The 19,016-nt window shown below is 50.5% G+C and carries 5 protein-coding genes; 1 reads left to right on the forward strand and 4 read right to left on the reverse strand.

Annotated features, from left to right (window positions below; all coding sequences use genetic code 11):
• Positions 1–88: 88 nt before the first annotated feature.
• Both H7U12_RS19070 and H7U12_RS19075 read right to left on the reverse strand, forming a co-directional pair.
• Positions 89–4,948, reverse strand: coding sequence for a beta strand repeat-containing protein (locus H7U12_RS19070; RefSeq protein WP_255897011.1), 4,860 nt, complete (start codon positions 4,946–4,948; stop codon positions 89–91).
• A gap of 816 nt (positions 4,949–5,764) precedes the next feature.
• Entirely contained in the window at positions 5,765–12,127 is a 6,363-nt protein-coding gene (locus H7U12_RS19075; protein ID WP_186641096.1) for a T9SS type A sorting domain-containing protein, read from the reverse strand.
• A 943-nt stretch (positions 12,128–13,070) separates the two neighbouring features.
• Between H7U12_RS19075 and H7U12_RS19080 the strand changes: the two genes are divergently transcribed.
• Entirely contained in the window at positions 13,071–14,063 is a 993-nt protein-coding gene (locus H7U12_RS19080; RefSeq protein WP_186641098.1) for an AAA family ATPase, read from the forward strand.
• Positions 14,064–14,303: 240 nt separating this feature from the next.
• Here the strand turns inward: H7U12_RS19080 and H7U12_RS19085 are convergent, their stop codons facing one another.
• Both H7U12_RS19085 and H7U12_RS19090 read right to left on the reverse strand, forming a co-directional pair.
• Positions 14,304–15,638: a T9SS C-terminal target domain-containing protein gene (locus tag H7U12_RS19085; protein WP_186641100.1), complete on the reverse strand. Its 1,335-nt coding sequence runs from the start codon at positions 15,636–15,638 to the stop codon at positions 14,304–14,306.
• A 52-nt stretch (positions 15,639–15,690) separates the two neighbouring features.
• Positions 15,691–18,507 (reverse strand): TonB-dependent receptor, encoded by a 2,817-nt coding sequence (locus H7U12_RS19090; protein WP_186641102.1) that lies wholly within the window; start codon positions 18,505–18,507, stop codon positions 15,691–15,693.
• Positions 18,508–19,016 lie beyond the last annotated feature (509 nt).

The raw sequence follows: 19,016 nt of genomic DNA on the forward strand, positions 1-19,016 counted from the left end.
TCTAAGCCTAAAACGATAGAAGCCCTTGACGCAAAAAGAAAGGGCATCTCTCAATGCCCCTTCTTTTGTTTGTTAGTAGCGATAAGGATTAATGTTTCAACACGCGCAGAGTCGTCTGGAAGCCTTCGCCGGTAATTCTGAGCAGGTAAGTGCCTACAGCTACATCGCTGAGGTCCACTTTTTGGATGGATCCGCCGGTCACGGTGAGCGTTTTCACTAGGCGTCCGTTCAGTCCGTACACCCCGATTGTGATGTCAGAGGCTGCCGCTTGGGTCAGATCCAGATTTACCGCGTCTGGAGTGGGATTCGGGTACGCTTTCAGTGTCACATTAGCAGCGGCAATGGCTTTCTTCTCCACGGCAATGGTTTTGGTGTATTCGAACTTCCCGTCAAAGTCTACCTGCTTGAGGCGGTAATAGAGGGTACCTGCTGGCGTAGCCGCATCCTGGAAGCTGTAGTTCTGTAGCACGAGGCTGGTGCCGTTGCCTTTCACTTTGCCAATGGTGCTGAAGTTTCTGCCGTCTGTGCTGCGCTCCACCTGGAAGAAGTCATTGTCTTTCTCGGCGGCGGTGGTCCAGGCCAGGGATACGCCGCCCTTCTGGGCGGTGGCCGTGAAGCTGGTGAGAGTTATTGGAAGTGGGGTGGGGTCAATGGTGGCTAAGGTAGTAGCAACGCCTGTTAAGTTGTAGTTGCCCCGGTCAGTGCCCGTTAAAACGGCTCCGGTTAAGGTGACCACTTTGTCTGTGCCGGGTGTAGCATCCGTGAATTCAGCCGTGCCCCCCTCCAGGAACACCGCATCATCCCCCAGCTTACCTACTACCACCCGGCTATCGGTGGTAACGGTAGCAGTGGCAGTGCCGTCATACACTTTGTTTTCTGCCCTGAAGGTGCCGGTGACTCCTCTGCGGGTAATCTCAGCCGCCAAGCCAGTCGGTTGAGAGAGGCTGTAGTTGCCTGCGTCGGTTCCGTCTTTGGTAAATCCAGTCACGGTGACGGTTCTCATTCCCGCATTCTTGCTGGAGAAGGTGCCCACGGGCGAGCCTGTCAAAGAGATATCATCGCCCTGTACTTTGTTGTTCAGGGTCGCTGTTCCGCTGAAGCCATGAACTTGGGTGGTGGCATCATACTCTTTTGAGTCAGCAGAGAGTCCTGTCACGGTCAGTGATCTAGGGGTGATACTGCCGGTTGTAGAGGCTGAAAGATTAGATAAGGTATAGTTATTGGCAACAGCCCCGCTGATGGAGAGGCCGTTGACAGTAATGGGTTTGTTGTTTCCTACATGTTTGCTGTCATATTTGGCGGAGCTGTGCGCGATGGTGAACACATCACCAGTCACCCGGTTGTCAGACAAGTTTACCTGGGCGTTGTCATTCCCGTCATACACCTTGGTTGAACCTGAGGCGGTTATGATTAAAGGTCGTCTGGTGATGGTGACGTTTACGGTGATGGACGTAGGGAAAAGGTAATAGTTGTCCTTGTCTTCTGAGCCAATGGACAGAGTTAACGTTTGGGTTCCATCTGTCACCACACTTGATTGGGAGTTGATATACAATTCAACGTGGTCCGGAGAAATCACCCCGGTCAGGTTCGCTGCTGTTGTGGTAAATAGAGTGGTGCCATCGTAAATTTTTTCATAGGTGGTCTGAACCACGGGGGTTAACTCTTTAGGGGTGATTTTAGCGGAAAGGGCAGAAAGTGTGGGTGGGGTAAAGCTGTAGTTCCCTTTCTGAGCGCCCGTTAAGGTGCTGCTGCTATAGGTTACCGGCTTGGGTAATACCGTGCCTGCGTTGTCACGATACACATCGGCGGCGCCATACTTGTTGCTGATCGCTGAAAATTTACCTGCTCCTACCCACGTAACCTGATCGCCGGGGATAATGCCCGTTAACGTGCCGTTTATGGTAGCATCATTTGTTCCGTCATACACTTTGTCCCTGGCCATGATATTGTTTACAGTCAAAGTTCTGGCCGTGATGTTGGCGCTTAGACCGGTGGGTGGGGTGAGAGAGTAATTATGAGCTTCTGTACCGCCCAAAGTACCGGTGTAAGTTACAGCGATATTGGTGCCTACATTTGGGGAAGCAAAGGTCCCGGTTTGAGAAAAGGTGACATTGTCATTGTTAACGATTCCGATCAAAGTACCGGTAATGGTCGCGGCGACATTTCCATTATACACCTTGTCGTTTGCTCTTGCATTTGTCATGGTAAGCTCTCTCTGAGAGATGCTGGCCGCCAAACCTGTGGGCTGAGTAAGGAGGTAATTGCCTCTGTCTGTGCCATCCAGGATGCTAGTGGAGGTGACGATGTGCGTGCCCACGTCACGGGAGGCGAAGGTACCTCTTCTGGTTAAGGTAACATTATCATTGCCTAGAACTCCGTTTAGAGTACCAGTGATGGTCGCGCTTCTTGATCCATCATATACTTTATCATCTGCGCCGGCATTTATGACCGTCAGTTCTCTTGCTGTGATGTTGGCTCTGAGTTCTGTGGGTTGAGTGAGCGAGTAGTTGCCCACCGCATTCCCATTGAGGGTGCTGGTAGAGGTGACAGCTATACCGGTTCCCACATTTGGTGTCATGAAGGTACCGCTCAGTGTCAGTGAAACGTCTTCTCCTTCAATTACTCCAACTAAAGTGCCTGAAATGGTAGCGGTAGTGGTTCTATCATATACTTTATCTCCTGCTGCCGCATTGGCAATGGTGAGGGCTTTCGCGGTAATAGTGGCGGTAGCGGTGGCCGAGGTGTTGGACAGTGTATAGTTGTCTGCGTCTGGTCCATCAAGGGAGATGCCACTTACCGTCACCGTCTGAGAACCGATGTTACTGGACGCGAAAGTAGCGGAGGTAAAGGCGATTGCGAGTTCATCGTCGGTAACTTTGTTGGACGAAAGGGTCACGGATGCCGTGGTGTTACCATTATATGCTCGGCTCTGAGCCGTGGCGGTGACGGTGAGTTGCCGGGCAGTGATGCTGGCGGTAGCAGTGGCAATGGTGTTGACGGAATAGTTGCGGGCGTCTGCTCCTGAGAGACCAAGTCCGGTGGCGGTCACCGTCTTGTCACGGCCTACATTTTTGTCACTGAAAGTAGCCGTGCCGCCAGTGTACGTCACCGCGTCATCGTCCAGTACCCCAACTAAACTTCGGCTAGTGATGGTGGCGGAGGCATTGCCGTCATACGTCTTGTCTGCGGCGGTGATAGCGCCTGTAATTGCCAGCGGAGTGATGTCGGCGGTCAGGTTGGGGGCGAGGGTGTAGTTCCCGGCATGTGCTCCGGTAAGGGTATATCCAGTGATCGTTACGGGTTTGTCTTCGCCTACGGTTTTCGTGTTAAAAGAAGCGCTTGCCTCAGAGGCAGGGTCTAAGGAGACTTCATCATTTTCAAGGGTGCCCGTCAAAGAAGGCGTTCCCTGTAGGGTTGCCCTGGTGGTTGCATCATACACTTTGTCTTCCACTGAAACTCCCGTTAAGGTAAGTGCTCTGGCGGTAATACTAGCGGTAGTAATGGCCGTAGTGTTTGCTAGGGTGTAGTTACCCGCGTCTGAGCCGTTGAGGGTGATTCCTGTTACGGTCACAGTTTTTCCTACCCCTACGTTCGGGTCAGAAAACTCAGCTGAAGAAGAAGCGGCGGTCACATTATCACCGTCAACTTTATTGGTGGTCAGGGTAACCGTGGCGGAAGTGCTTCCGTCGTATTCTCTGCTCTGAGCCGTGGCGGTGACGGTGAGCGGCTGGGCGGTGATGCTGGCGGTAGCAGTGGCGGTGGTGTTGACGGAATAGTTGCGGGCGTCTGCTCCTGTGAGGCTGAGCCCAGTGGCGGTCACAGTCTTGCCGTTGCCTACGTTCTTGTCGTTGAAAGTAGCCGTGCCCCCAGTGTATGATACGTCATCGGGGCTGAGAATACCCGTCAGGTTATGGCTGGTGATCATGGCGGTGGTGTTTCCGTCGTATGGCTTGTCTGCCACGGTGATATACCCTTCAATTTCTAAAGGCGTGATGGTGGCAGTAAGGCCGGTTGGCTGAGCTAGGTTATAATTGAGGGAAGCTGCCCCGGAAAGGGTATATCCGGTTACGGTGACCGGTTTGTTAGCTCCCGCCATTTTAGAAGCGAACGTTGCAACAGCTGTGGAGGGATCAATGGTTATGGCGTCGTTTTCTAATTTCCCGTTTAAAACGGGAGTACCGGTTAATGTAGTAACCATGGTGCCGTTGTAAGGCCGGGTTACGGCAGATACCCCGGTAATAGTCAGCGGTTTCTGCGTGATGGTAAGTGTAACGGCAGTTCTGGAGTTGCTTCTGCAATTGCCTAACTGTGCTTCTGCATAATAAGTGTTTGTGCCAACGTCGGTTCGGGCCGGAGGAGAATAAGAACTGCCCGAAGCCAACAAGGTTCCTCCTGAGGGTGCGTCATACCAGTTTATAGTTTGACCATTGGGGACGGTGGCGCTGATGCTTGGAGAAGTACTGCCATACACTCTTGTTCCGCTAACAGGATTTGTAGGTGCACTAGGCGGCCCTATTATAAAGTTAGGTGATGCACCTGCTCCGCCGCTTCCATTAAAATTTGGGTTTGAAGAACTTAGTGAGATTTTGTAAGTGCCTGCTGGCGTGTTACTGGGAATGGTAATCGTCCCTGTAATATTTCTATTTACAACGTTATTACGTGTATCAAATGAATAGGCTGCCCTGGATAAGGTTCCAATACTAGTGACTACTGTAGTTCCCGAGGATGCACTTAGATGTACAGTAAAGGTGGACGCACTAGTAAATTGCTTTTCATTACCACTCCCATTTGTCGCATCAAAGGTAATTGTGGCAGTTGATCCTGGGCTACATATTGGATTTGGTGTAACATTCGTCACATTAATAGTTTGCGCCCCTGCTTGGGAAGCAATAAAGAATAAGAAGGCAGCAAGCAAAAGGCTTTTGCTAAAGTGTAGAATTCGTCCCATACCTTTTCCTGATAATGTTATTTTATTAATAATTGATTTGAATACAGTGACTTAAAGGTCCAGTTAGAGGAGGGGGGAGAATCTATATACTGGATAATAGTAATAAAAATTATGTATTTATTAAGCTTTAGGAACAAACATAAAAACATGATTTTGATTATCCTAATGTTTAATAAGATAAAATGTATAAATAAATCAATTAAAAATAATATTAATGCAAATATGGGATAATTTATAAACTAACTAATTGTATAATAGTTACTTATGTTTTTAGTTGTGGCATGGTAATAAAAGTGTGATAGGAGGGTACCCTTGTTGTTCATGTTAACAAGGGAGAGCATTGGCTTAAAGGAGATCTCAGCTAATAGATATCTCCTGAAGGAAGAAGAGTGTTTTAAAACTGCTGCCCGATAGACTAAGCTCAATCAGGTAGATGGCCAGTAGGCTAAGCAGGATAATGAGGATTAGTTTAGCGGGTCATGGTAACCGCACTAAAAAGCATCGGGCATTAGGGCAGCCATCCGAAGCAAAGCAGATTTCCTATGTTTTATGGAATAGGATAGGTGCATCGATGGCCTGCTTGGCAAGAGCGCCAGATCGTCTACCATGGCATTGACCAAGGTAATTGGTCAACAAAGGCAAGCTAAAGGGGGGAAGACGTTCGTTGCGCGGGGTTCTTCTCATTTGAGTTTGGTGATTTCGTTTTTGGGCCTCTTTTCAAATTTCAGGCGTAAATCACTTGGAAGACCTCCATAAAAAAAGCAGGGCACCTAGAAAGGTGCCCTGCTTTTTTTATGGAGGTAGTATTTCTCTGGTTTACTGTTTTACCACGCGCGTTGTAGTGTCAAAGGTAGAGCCGGTCATCTTCAAGAGATAAGTGCCTGCTGCGAGTTGGGTGAGGTCTATTTTCTGCTCTGCCCCACCTGTCACTTCCAAAGTCTTGACAACGCGGCCATCCATGGCAACTACCTTTACTGTTACCTGCTCGGCTCCAACGCTGGCCAGGTCTACGTTCACTACATCAGTAGTTGGGTTAGGATACGCCTTTACCGTTATGGCGGCAGAAGTACCCTGGGCGCGCACGGCAATGGTTTTGCTGTACTCGAACTTCCCGTCGAAGTCTACCTGTTTGAGGCGGTAGTACAAGGTGCCCGCTGGTGTAGCCGCATCCTGGAAGCTGTAGTTCTGCAATACGTTGCTGTTTCCATTGCCTTTCACCTTGCCGATGGCGCTGAAGTTCTTGCCGTCTGTGCTGCGCTCCACCTGGAAGAAATCATTGTCCTTCTCGGCGGCTGTTACCCAGTGCAGGGCTACCCCTTCTTTCTGCGCTTTCGCCGTGAAACTGATCAATGTAACCGGAAGAGGAGTAATCACTGTCGATGAGCGGAAAGCGTACTCGTTGTTTTCACCCGTTCTCATAGAAGCGCTACGGCCCCCGTTGTTTGCATCAAATAAATCTACAATACCGTCATTATCGGTGTCATGGTAGTAGGTAGAACCTTGGGTTAAGTAGTTAGGGTAGCCGTTGGTTAACTTCAACCATAGTGGGGTACCATCCTTGTCTTTGAGGGTATTCACATACCAGCCTTTGTTGTTGGCTTCTTCAAATAACCTGGCCCGCTCCATGAGGTCATCTATGGCTTTGCCATCATTGTTGTCATCAAAGGCTTCTATATAGTCCATGGAGAAATCGGCGTCAGAATCCAAGTCCAGATAGTCTGGGATGCTGTCTCGGTCGGTGTCCACTGGTGTTATAGCAACTCCTCCGGTAGTGGCATCATATCCATCGCTAAGGCCATCAAAGTCAAGGTCTGATCCTAGGCCATTCACATATTTGTTTGTGGCCTGGGCTTCGTAGTTGTCCAGGATACCATCATTGTCAGAGTCTACATCTTCGTAATCACGGATACCATCATTGTCGGTGTCTGGGTTGGGTAGATTTGAAACCGAGCTGTTGCTGCTGGTCTGTGCCGCTATCGGAATTCCGTTGGCGTCTACCGGGCCTATGAAGACTCCCTTTGCCGCATCATAGATAGAGCTGGAAGGAACGATGCCGCGATTGGCTTCTACCGCGTTCGGGATACCGTCTCCGTCAATGTCAATGTCATATCCTTTGATCAAGCCATCCATATCCAAATCAAATGCATCGTTGATGTCGTCATTGTTTCTGTCCTGGAAGGCTCCGTAGATGGGGTGCATGAAATCTTTGTCCAGGAAGTTCGGGATTTTGTCACCGTCTGCATCGCCGTTCGCGTCAGTCGCATTATTTACCTGAGTGGTGAAGATACCATCGTTGTTATCATCCAGGTCAATTTCATCCGGAACGCCGTCGTTGTCCCAGTCTCCGTTGATAACGAAAGTAACCGTTTGCTGGGTAGTACCGCCTATCGCGTCGGTGGTTTCAATGAGTAAGTTGTAGGTGCCAGCTACCAAGGCAAATCGGTTGCTTACTTCAATTTCTCCGTTGTTCTGTAGTCTCAAGCCGGCAGGCAAGGTGCCGTTCACTAGTTTCGCATTGTTGACAGGACCATCCTGGTCTGATACTTCGGCAATGTGGTCACCGTTGTGCATGGCAAATGGGTGCTTGTTGTTTGCGATCACCTGATAGGTTGCTTCCCGGTCAACTGCCGTGATGGATATAATGGTTGTGTTGTTGCCGTCTTTGGTAGTACCACCATTCGGGTCAAATTCATTGGCTGCGTATTTATAGCCGATGCTGTTCAAAACTCCTAATTCAGCTGGTTGGACTAATAAAGAGAGCGTCTTAGACTCATTTATGCCCAAATTGCCAATGGTCCAGATACCGGTAACCGAGTTGATACTCGTGCCGGGGGCTGGAATGCCGCTACCCGTCACCAAGTTCAAGCCTGAGGCTACGCCGGCAGCTACTACTACGCCGGTAGCTGGATCTGGCCCCAAGTTAGTAGCAGTGATCGTTACTCTGTACTGGCCACCCACGTAATAAGGGCCTTCCACAATAGTGCTGTTCAAGGCAATATCAGCTGTAGCAGTTCCTGTTATACTCGCCTGTTGGCTGTTGTTGGTGGTGATATTGTCATATTGACCCGAGGCCGCCACGGAAGCTACTGTTGTATAAGTTGCGGCGCTTTGCGGTTTCACTCTAATCACCAGTGTCTGGGCATTAGCGGCGCCGGGTAGTACGTCTGTGCCCAGTGTCCAGCGGCCGGTGGCCGGGTCATAAGAACCAGAAGAAGCGGTGGCGCTCATAAAGGTTAAACCGGCCGGTAATTTATCTTCGATCACTACGCCGGTGGCAGCGTCTGGCCCATTGTTCTGTACTTTCACCGTGAACGATGTTTCCTGGCCATTGTAGAAGGTAGGGGCGGAGGCGGTATTGGTGACTGCCAATTCTGCTACCGGCAAAACATTGATTAGGGCTACGGATTTATTGTTTTCACTATTCAAGTCTGTTTGATCAGCAGATAGAATGCTTCCTCCCAGATTTAAGCGGCCTGTTGTGTTAGGAATTCCTTTTACTATAAGGGTAACCGATTGCCCTGGATCTAGACTGCTAATGTTCCATTGACCAGTGGTAGCGTCATACCCTTTGCCAGGCTCCACATAGGTGAAAGTTAAGCTGCCTGTTCTGGTGTCCATTCCCATTAGGTTCGTGACTCTGTCTGGACCGTTGTTGGTTACTTTCAGAGTGAAAGTTGCTTCCGTTAAATCTCTATAGAAGACCCCGTTTACGCCTCCGGTTACACTTGTGCTGAAAGAGACATCTGCTGTTTTATGCACTGTGAAAGAAGAAGCAGCTGTGTTGTTTTCTGTAACAGCATCATATTCGTTTGCGGTACGCTTAGTGGCTACGAAGGTGTAGTTTTTGTCACCTGTAACAGTCATGTCTGCATTAGGCACCACCACTAAGTTCATGCCTGTGTAACTACCTGATGCCAGATTACCAACTGTCCAGATACCTGTGCTGGCGTTATAAGTTCCTACTTTAGGTTCAGCGCTTACCAAAGTAAAGCCTGCCGGTACCAATGCATCTAAAGACAGACCTGTAGCGGCATCAGGGCCTTGATTATCTACTCGTACCCCCAGAGTTATCTGTTTACCTGTATAGTAAGGACCAGAAGACAACCCTACGGCTACCTTGATATCAGAGCTCACCGTTCCAGAGCCGGAGGTGATAGTAGCAGAGGCGCTGTTGTTTCCGATGGTATTGTCATACTCGGTATGTGTCTGCGAGGCAGTAGTGGTAATGACTGCACTTTGGTTTATTTTCCCTACCAAAGTAAGGGTGGCTGAAGCACCACTAGCTAATGAACCAACTGACCAAGTGCCGTTGACAGAGTTGTAGGCATCAGTTCCGGTAGAGTTAGAGGCACTTACAAACGTCAAGCTGACAGGCAGTTTGTCTGTGATTACTACGTTAGTTGCAGTGCTTGGGCCATTGTTAGTTACCGTTACTTTGTAGGTTACTTCATCACCGTTCACATAGGCGGTTTTAATCGGAGAGATGACCACATTCGTCACGGCAACATCAGCGGTTGGTTTTACAGTGATGGTGCTGCTAGCGGTATTATTGCTGCTTTGGCTGTCATATTCAGTATGCGACTGAGTAGAAGAAAGTGTTAAGGTGCCGATAGCCGTTGGTTTAGCCGTAATGGTCAGGGTCTGTGAACCAGAGGTTACAACAGTACCAATAGTCCAAGTACCGGTAGTAGCATCAAATGTACCTAAGCTGGCAGTAAAGCCTGTGATAGTTAAGCCTGCCGGTATCTGATTGGCTACAGAAACATTGGTGGCGTTGCTAGGCCCATTATTGATCGCTTTAATCGTGTAGGTAATCACATCCCCCTGGCCTGGATTGAGGTTAGACACCACATTCGTCACCGCCACATCTGCTGTAGGTGAAACAGTGATGGTGGTAGAAGCCGTATTGTTGCCCGCATTTTCATCTAGCTCAAAGCCGGTTCTGCTGCCCAAGGTGGCAGTAGTGGTGATGGAACCCTGGGTAGTGGCTCTGGCGGTTAACGTCAATGTTTTAGTTTCATTCACCGCTAAAGCACCTACTGTCCAGTTGCCGGTAGTGGCATCATAACCGGCGGGAGCAGTTCCTTCCAGAGTTAAACCAGCAGGTAATTTGTCTGTGACCACTACGCCTGTCGCCGCATTCGGCCCCAGGTTTTTAGCGGTAACTGTGAAGGTGACCAGATCGCCAAAATTATAGCTAGTCTTAGGTGTGACATTTTTTACTTCGATATCTGCAGCCGCCTGTACGGTGATAGAGGCAGTGGCGCTGTTGTTGGAAGCTACGTTGTCTACCTCTGTGTGGGTTTGGGTGGCCGTAGTAGAAATAGTGCCCAGAGTTAATGGTTTAACGGTAAGGGTCAAGGTCTTGGAAGCGCCTACCGCCAAAGAGCCGATGTTCCAGACACCGGTGCTGGTGTTGTAGTTAGCCGCGTCTGAAGAACTCACGAACTCCAGCTTGGTAAGGTCTAATTTGTCGGTTACCTGTACGTTGCTTGCCGTGATAGGGCCATTATTGGTAGCCGTTACGGTATAAGTGAAGGGCTTGCCAATGGTATAGGGGGCAGTAGCGGCCGTATTGGTAACGGCTACGTCTGCGCTACAGTCATAGGTAAAAGTGGCCGACTGAGTGGAAGAACCTGTATAGCCATACGTCCAGGTGTTCACTGTTTTCAAGTCACCGGCAGTGGTGGTGGCAGAACCCCAGCGGTGCACCCCATTGGTAGAAACAACACCAAATAGCTCAGCCTGTGGGGTTGGGAAGCTAGACGTAGGCAGGTTTGAATCATCCCAGAAAAGGAGACCATCATAGTTTGTGCCCGCTACTGGCCTAATGTCCTGTACCCTGAAACCGTCTGCGTTGGCCTCAGCATCCCATACCGGGAAGTGGATAGGTGAACTGTTGTTCCGGAAGAAGTAATTGAGGGTGGTGTTCTTGGCTACTACCTGGTTTAAGCCGTTCAGACCGTTCCATTCCACAGTTCGGGCTCCTTTTGCGCCAGTGGATTCCAGCAACACGTCTGCGGTACCCGGCTGATAACCGGCTACTCCGTTCAGGTTGATCAACACCACAAAGGTGCTGCTTTCTGAGGTGTTCAGGTTGAAGGTTGATTTCCCGCCATTGGTCGTGGTGTTGCAGCTGGAGGTGATGCCTACAGTAAAGGTAGGAACTGTGGCACTCGGCCAGATGGCAGGGTCCGGATCATTCACGAAGTTGAACAACTCTGGATAATCGGTTTGGGCGGTCTGGCTTTTTCTTCTCTCCGTATCAGTTGTTCTTCCGGTGGCAGAGGTGGAGCCAAAGCGGTTGGTCACAAAACGGAAGAAGTTCTGAGGAGCAATGCCCGCCAGTTCTATCTCCTTGACAAAGAAAAAGCCTGGCTGGTCTTCGCTGGGGATCAGCGGGTACATGTTGAAATCTTTCGAGAAAACGTTGCTGGTGCCTCCTGCTGAGAAAGACCACAGCTTGCTGCGCATACGGCCCGGTTTCTCTGCGCCTGTACCATCAATTACCGTAAAGTCCCACAAGTCATATACTGAGAACAACTGACCGTCTGCCATGTTGGCTTCGCCTACCTGTGTAAACTCAACCCAATAGTCTTGATCTGCCCCAGTGTTGTTGGTGACCGTCAACGGTGAATAACCGCCAGAATTGCGGGTGGTGCCGCTCTGCATGAAGGTTGGACCCGCCAAAGCCTGGGCCGGAGTAGCGATTACCCCTGCTTGGTTGGTGTTCAGCAACATTTGTCTTGTGGAGGTTTGGTTTCTTGTAAGAGTAGTCTGTTGAACTAGGATTCCGGTAACGTCTGAACTGGAGGCGGCCCGTCTGATCGTGATCGTTAAATCTCCTTGGTTAGACGTGGTTTGGTCGTGGATAGCTCTACGCACCCCGTACATCAAGCGCTCCCCATTCTTTACTCTGATCAGCAACCGGTGGTCAGCTGAGAAGGTGGCTCCGTTCCGGCTGAAGCCAGCCGGTTTCAGGAAGCTCAACGACGTGATGGCCACGCCCGAGGCACTCGGGAAATTGGCATCGTGTGCAAGGTAACCAGCTTTGTCATTGGCTGGATCTGTTAAGACAGCCGTTGATCTGTTAGGGGTGAGCTGCTTGGAACCCTCGCCGTACATGGTGAAGGGAAGCAGGAGCAATACAAACAGCAGGGATCGTAATTTCTGAGCCATACACTTTCAATTAGTAATCATGTCAAGGGACTATCGTTAGTAGGAGAAAAAGTCTTTCGACTTACTATGTATATCACCTGCTCTAATAGTTTTGACAAAATTGTCCAATAAGAGCGATGGAATGGCTTGGTTTTCGTTCAATCTTAATAATTTGACGATGAACGGTGTCTTATAGATGTGAGTGGTGGTTTATACACGATTATTTCGTTTTGGTTCTCAGTATAAGTACTGCTTATGGACGTTGTAGTGAACTTCTAAAAGCATTATTAAAGGTAATTTTATATTAGAATTATTATAATGTGCTTTTATAATTTTTGAACTCTCCAGATTGTACTGGCTCTGTTTTGAGACCGAAATTTAAAATCTAGGCTCAAAACGTAATTCTCTCACGGAGAGAGTAGTTGAAGGAAACACCATCCACGGCCAAGCTTTGTTTTAAGGGGCTTTTTAAGAAAACGGCCCATAAACGAACTCCGGGTAGAACGCATAAGGGAGGCGCTAGGGCTTAAATTTTCCTGCGGCTGAAAGAGATCCGCTGAAAAGTAGCATTGCGCTTCCAACTGCTCGGCCTCTCCGGCCTGGACGGCTTTTTATAAACAGACCGTCCGACTGCTTTCTGGAGGTGATCGTCGTTGCGCAAAAGGGATTTGCGGGGCGGTATACACGTTTACCGAGGGAGATCGTTCTTTGGGTACGTTTTCCGGATTTCGGCCCATAAACAGGCCCGCCTCAGAGCAGAGTGTTCCGCAGACATTGCAGAGGAAGCTTGCTGCGGTGACCAAGGCAGGGAAGGGCAGGTGGGTTGGGATCAAAGCATTGGCAGGTAGTTCTTTAGGAATATTTTTCCTGTAAATTGGAGCTGTTTTCTTTGCCCTCGGGAAGCCGTAGACGCAGAGTGTCCATCAGAATGGTTACCTTAGCCCTTTCGTAATAAAAAGAGTACATGCAGACCGAAGAACTTTCATACCAGGAGAAGATACGCGAGCACCAGCTGAAGATCAAGCAGGTGTTCAGGGAGATGGGGAAAGTAGTGGTGGGGCAGCAGTACATGGTGAACCGCCTGTTGATCGGACTTTTCACCAACGGCCACATTTTGTTGGAAGGGGTGCCGGGCCTAGCCAAGACCTTAACCATCAATACCCTGGCCAAAGTGCTGCACCTTGATTTTCAGCGCATCCAGTTTACGCCAGATCTGTTGCCTTCTGACCTGATTGGCACCATGATCTATAACCAGAGCTCCTCGGAGTTTGAAGTGAAGAAAGGCCCTATTTTCGCCAACCTGATCCTCGCCGATGAGGTGAACCGATCACCGGCCAAGGTGCAGTCGGCGTTGCTGGAGGCCATGCAGGAAAAGCAGGTCACCATCGGGGAGAAAACCTACCGGCTGGATTTGCCCTTCCTGGTGCTGGCTACCCAGAACCCGGTGGAGCAGGAGGGAACCTATCCTTTGCCCGAGGCCCAGGTAGACCGGTTCATGATGAAAGTGTACGTAGACTACCTCTCCAAAGCCGATGAACTGGAAGTCATGCGCCGCATGTCTAACCTGTCGTACAGCAGCACCGTGAACACCATCCTCACCAAGCAGGATATCTTTGACATCCGGAACGAAATCAACCAGGTGCAGATCTCCGAGACCCTGGAGCGCTACATCATAGAACTGGTGTTCGCCACCCGCCGCCCCGGCGACTATGACCTCCCCGATTTCGCCCAGTATTTACAGTACGGGGTTTCGCCCCGGGCCAGCATCGCCCTGAACCTGGCCGCCAAGGCCGTCGCTTTCTTTGACGAGCGCGACTACGTACTTCCCGAGGACGTGAAAGAAATTGCCTCTGACGTGTTAAGTCACCGCGTGATCCTGAACTACGAGGCCGAGGCCGATAACGTGCAGACCAAAGACTTCGTGGAAGCCATCCTGCGCAAGGTGCCTATCAGCTAAGATGTAGCACATAGCAGGTATCATGTAGTAAGACTACATATTTCCCAGAAACGAAAGAGCAGTTCCCTATGGAGCTGCTCTTTCGTTTCTGGGCTGTTTTGCAGAAAAGGGGCCTAAAACAAAGAAGCCCGCCATTGCTGGCGGGCCCTTTGCGCACGGGAGACTAAGCCATGCGCAAAGTGATTGTCCATCTCTACTTCTCACCCATATTGATGGTCAACCTTTTCTTTGATGTGTTGATTAGTAATCTGTGTTCTGTGGGTCCCAGTTGGTCCAGCCGGTAGTCCAGTTGGTGGTTCCGAAGGCACCGATGAAGGCAGCGTTTTCAAAACCGGTGATGCCCGTGAAGGAAGCACCGCTCAACACCATAGAGCCAGACTGTGGCAGGTAAGGAGCCGTGGTAGCTAAGCCAAGATCTGCGGTAGATCTGATGCTGTTGCTGTTGCCTGAAGCGGTAAACCAAGTGGCCGCGTTAAACTCTGACGTAGAGGAGGAAGCCTTGTTGATGGCGGAGGTAGCGCCAGCGCCTGCTACTATGGTGTTCATGATTTTGATGCCACCGGCTTGCGCATATCCTTCCACTACAGCGCCATCTAAGGTGATGCCTTTGCTATAGCCACTGATGATGGAGTTACGGATAGAAAGGCTGGTGCCTTTTTTCAGGTGTGCACCTTGGCCAAACTGTGCGCCGGTGGGCAGGTTGCTACCAGGACCTACAATGGTCACGTTAGAGAAAGTGGCAGTAGTTAAAGGAGTTAAGGTAGAACCGTTGCCGTCATTGTCAGACTCAAAACCGTTGGAAGCACCGCCGGTAGCCACGTCCCACATGTTCGGGTCGCTGATGCCAAGGGCGTACTGCACTTTCCCGCTGTAGCCGTAGTCAGTGTCAAACATGTCATCGGTGTTTCTGTACGCCACCAGGTGGGTAGCGTTTACGGTACCGCCAAACCACTCAAAGGCATCGTCACCACCAAAGGAAACCTGCACGTGGTCAATTTTAGTGCCTGATCCTACAGATCCCATGGTCAAGCCATTCAACTCCTTGTTGGGCTGCAATGGATAACCCGCGTATTCAATACGCACGTAGCTGAACACCCCAGAGTTGTCTGCGTCATTCTCTCCGCCGTAATTAGCCAAGGGACCGCCTTCTACCTGTATGTTCATCCCTTGGTTGTTTTTTGCTCTTCCCAGGATAACAACTCCGCCCCAGTCACCGGCAGCGCGGCTTCCTTTGGCTTGGTTTGAGGTGAAAACGATTGGTTTCTCGGCCGTGCCCTGGGCCATGATCTTGGCGCCACGCTGGATGAGCAGGGTGCCCTGAGTGGCTTTCTCGCCTTTGATGATGGTACCCGGTTCTATGGTTAAGGTGGCGTTATTGTCTACATACACAAAGCCTTTCAAGGTGTAAACGGTATCGGCGTCCAGGGTTCTGTTGGCAGAGATGGTGCCTTGCAGGTTCGCGTTGCCTTTTACTGTAGGCGTGGGTGTCTCCTCATCGTCGCTGTCACTGCATGAGGTAAAGCCCAAAGCCAGTCCTGTCAAAAGCATCAATGATAATTTACCTAAGTCTTTCATACTTGTTTTCTGAAAAGTGTTTAATTGGAATAGTGGAAAGGTATGTCGTTGATTAAAAAGTGTACCCGAGGGTGGCCGTGCTGTACACGCCTCTGTTGAAGAGATAGATAGGTAGGTCGGCTGAACCTATCTTGCCGTCTTGGTTGGTGTCTTCCTTGAAGCGGAACTTCTGGTTGAAGAGATCAGAGGCCCCTACTTTCAGCTGCATTCTGTTTTTGAAGTTCTTGGTAAGGGTCACATCCACCACGTGGCGGGGCAATTCATAGATGGATGGGTTCTGGTCATCGCCTACCCGGTAAATTCTTGAGCCCAGTACATTGTACATGAGGGAATACTGCCAGCCGGTCTCATCGTCCTGGAAATACAGGCCAGTGTTCACAATGAAAGGCGATTGCCCCATCATCTGGCGGTCTTCCTGCCCCGTGGCTGCCTCGTCTCCTAAGTTTACCCGGCTGCGGATAAGGGAGGCGTTCAAGACCAGGGAGTGATTTTGCAGGAACTTGCTGCTGGTAAGCTCTCTGAAGGATTTGCGGGCCTCGGCCTCAATACCGATGCTGTTGGCGTAGTCCCCATTCACGAAGGTGTAGTTGGTGCCAGTTCCGCGCTCCAGCTTGGTTTCAATGGGGTTTATGAACCGTTTGTAGAAAACACCCAGAGAAAGCAACTCAGCCGCCGATGGGTAGAACTCGTAACGCATGTCCAGGTTGTGGATGGTGGCGGTCTTCAGTTCGTTGTTCCCCCGCACCGAGGCGTTCTCGTTGAAGTCATAGAAGCTGAAACGGGCCTGCTCTCTGAACTCGGGGCGGTTCACGGTCATGCCGTAGGCCACGCGCAGCAAAGACCGTAAGCTGAAGTTGTAGGCCACGTTCACTGACGGCAGGATGTAGAGCTTTTTATCATCTACCTCGTAAGTGCCAGACTGGTCGGCAGTGGTAACCTGGCGCCAGTTGTACTCGGCGCGTACTCCGCCGTAGAAGTTGACCTTGTTGAAGAATTTCTTGGCGATACCAGCGTAACCGGCTCCCAGCGTGTTGGCGGCATCATACTTATCGGCAATGGTGGTGCCTTCGTCAAAGATCAGCCCGTTGGGGAAAGAGATGTTGCCTGGTGCGAAGATCTGGTCCAGCGGCTGGTTCAGGATGGCCTCATCGGTTCTGCCTTCCCCAATACCGGCGTTGCGCTTGTAGTTGAGCGTGCGGGCATTGAAGTCGCGGTCTTTTCTCTCGGCGTAAAACCCGATGTTCAGTTTGGGCGCATTCTCGATGTCTGCTGAATCGGCGGCGTTGAAGAGGTGCTGCCACTGGCCTTCGGCGATGTAGGCGGTTTCGTTCAGGTCAGAGAAGAAGCGGGCGGCGTCATACGGCGTAGACAAGGTAGAAACCTGTACCCGGAAAGGGCCTTCGGTGCCGGCATCACGCTGGGTGCGCACCCGGCGCAAGTCTGGCTCCTGGCGGTTGATGTAGTTGTAGCCCGCAGACCAGGTAAAGGTGTTCTTTTGGTCAGGAGTAGAGTGGGTGCCCTGTAACTGACCGGTGTAGATGCTGCGGCTCTCATAGCGTAAGGCGTAGTTCTGTTCTTCTTTCACGCCGCCCGTCTCGTAGTTGAAGCCCTGGCGCACCGTGGTCTGGGAAATGCCTATCTGGTTGAAGAGGTTCCGGAATTCAATCTTGTTGTTCTCGTTCAAACGGTAAGAGAAGTTCTGCAATGCGCCTACCCGTATAGAGTTGCCGGAAAGTTGGTCTACGTAGCTCCAGTTGGTGTCTACCTCTCCGTTGGCTTGCTGCTGCTGGTAATCGTTCCGGATGGTGTTCTGGCGGAGGCGGGTGTTGCTGTAGGTCAACGCGGTGATGCTGGAGAGGCGGTTACCGGCTACGTCAAAGACCCGGTTCAACCCAAAGTTCATGCGCAGGTCTGGGGCCGCGGTGGCTTTCTCCGGTTTCCAGGTATTAGGCAAATCCAGGTTCTGGCCGTACTGCGCCCGTTCGGCGTAGCTCAAGTTCTGGAATTTGGCCGTGGAAGGAAAATTGCCGGGAAGTTGGCGGGTGCCGTTGTCAAAGCCCAGGAAATCGGTTTTACTGCCTTTGTAAGAATAGTAGTTGTTGTTGAAGGTAGTACCGGTGCGGTAGCCGGTACCTATGTTAAAAGAGGTGCTGTTCTCAGTAACGGCATTTCTGGTCGTGACTTTGATCGCCCCACCAGCGAAGTCGCCGGGCAATTCCGGAGCCGGTGATTTATAGATCAAAATCCGATCTATGACGCTGGTGGGCAGTACGTCAAAGGAAAAGGCCCGTACGTCTATCTCAGAACTTGGCGTGAGCACGTTGTTCAGCATCACAGAGTTGTAACGCTCGCTCAAACCCCGCACAATAATGAAACGGTTGTCCTGTATGGTCACGCCCGGAATTCTTCTTACCGCCTCGGCGGCATCGCGGTCCTGGGCTTTGACAATCTGCTCATTGGACATCCCGCTCACCACTATATTGCTTTGCCGGATGTCTTTGATAAGGGAAACATCGTTGTTCACCTGGCGCTCGGCTACTACGGTTACCTCGCCCAAACTGTGGGAATCGTCTTCCAGAGAAGGGTTGAGGGTAGTGGTTTTGCCGGCTGCTATGGTAACTCCCTCAAACGTGAGGGGCTTGTAGGAAACATAGGTGATGGTGATCTTGTAGGTGCCTGGGGCCAGGGAAAGGGAGTAGTTTCCTTCTACATCTGTGGCCGCCACATGCGAAGTGGTAGCTGAAACCGTGGCGCCAATGATAGCTTCGCCGGTTTTCTTGTCTTTGACTTTCCCTGAGAGGGTGCCTGTCTGCGCAAAGCCCACGAAGGCCGTGCAAATAAAAGAGAGGGTGAGTAAAAACGATCTCATGTCAATAGTATTAGTCTCGCTGCAAAAGTAGAGCGACCACTTTACCCCATGATTAACCGCTTATTACCCTATTGTTAAGTTGATTTGCCCTATGTTACCCCGAGGTTATCCAGAAGGTAAAGAGGTGTTGGAAGCATCTGGAAAGTGCATCTAAACTGTTTTGAGGCAGTTTTCAGGAAAAGAGGCCTAAAACGATACTTCTGCCAAGGGCTGATGGAAGTGGGCCAAAAGAAGAGCCTCTTGCCTGTGTTGTACTGTTGACAAGCGTTGGTCAAGTGTTGGTTGCAACCAATGACCTCGTTTGGCCATGCATCAGGCTGACAACGTGTGGTGTTGAGGCTATCATGGCCGCACTGCTTTGCAAAGGATAGATCATCATAGGTACAAGTCACCAACTTAAACCACGAGTATAAAAAATCCTCTTTCCTTCCGAGGGGTAGGGCCGTTGCGTTCTATTTCAACAGTTTGCTTCTTTCTAGAAGGCATTGACGTTACTACACATTTTGAGC

The sequence above is a fragment of the Rufibacter sediminis genome (assembly GCF_014269285.1).
Taxonomy (GTDB): domain Bacteria; phylum Bacteroidota; class Bacteroidia; order Cytophagales; family Hymenobacteraceae; genus Nibribacter; species Nibribacter sediminis.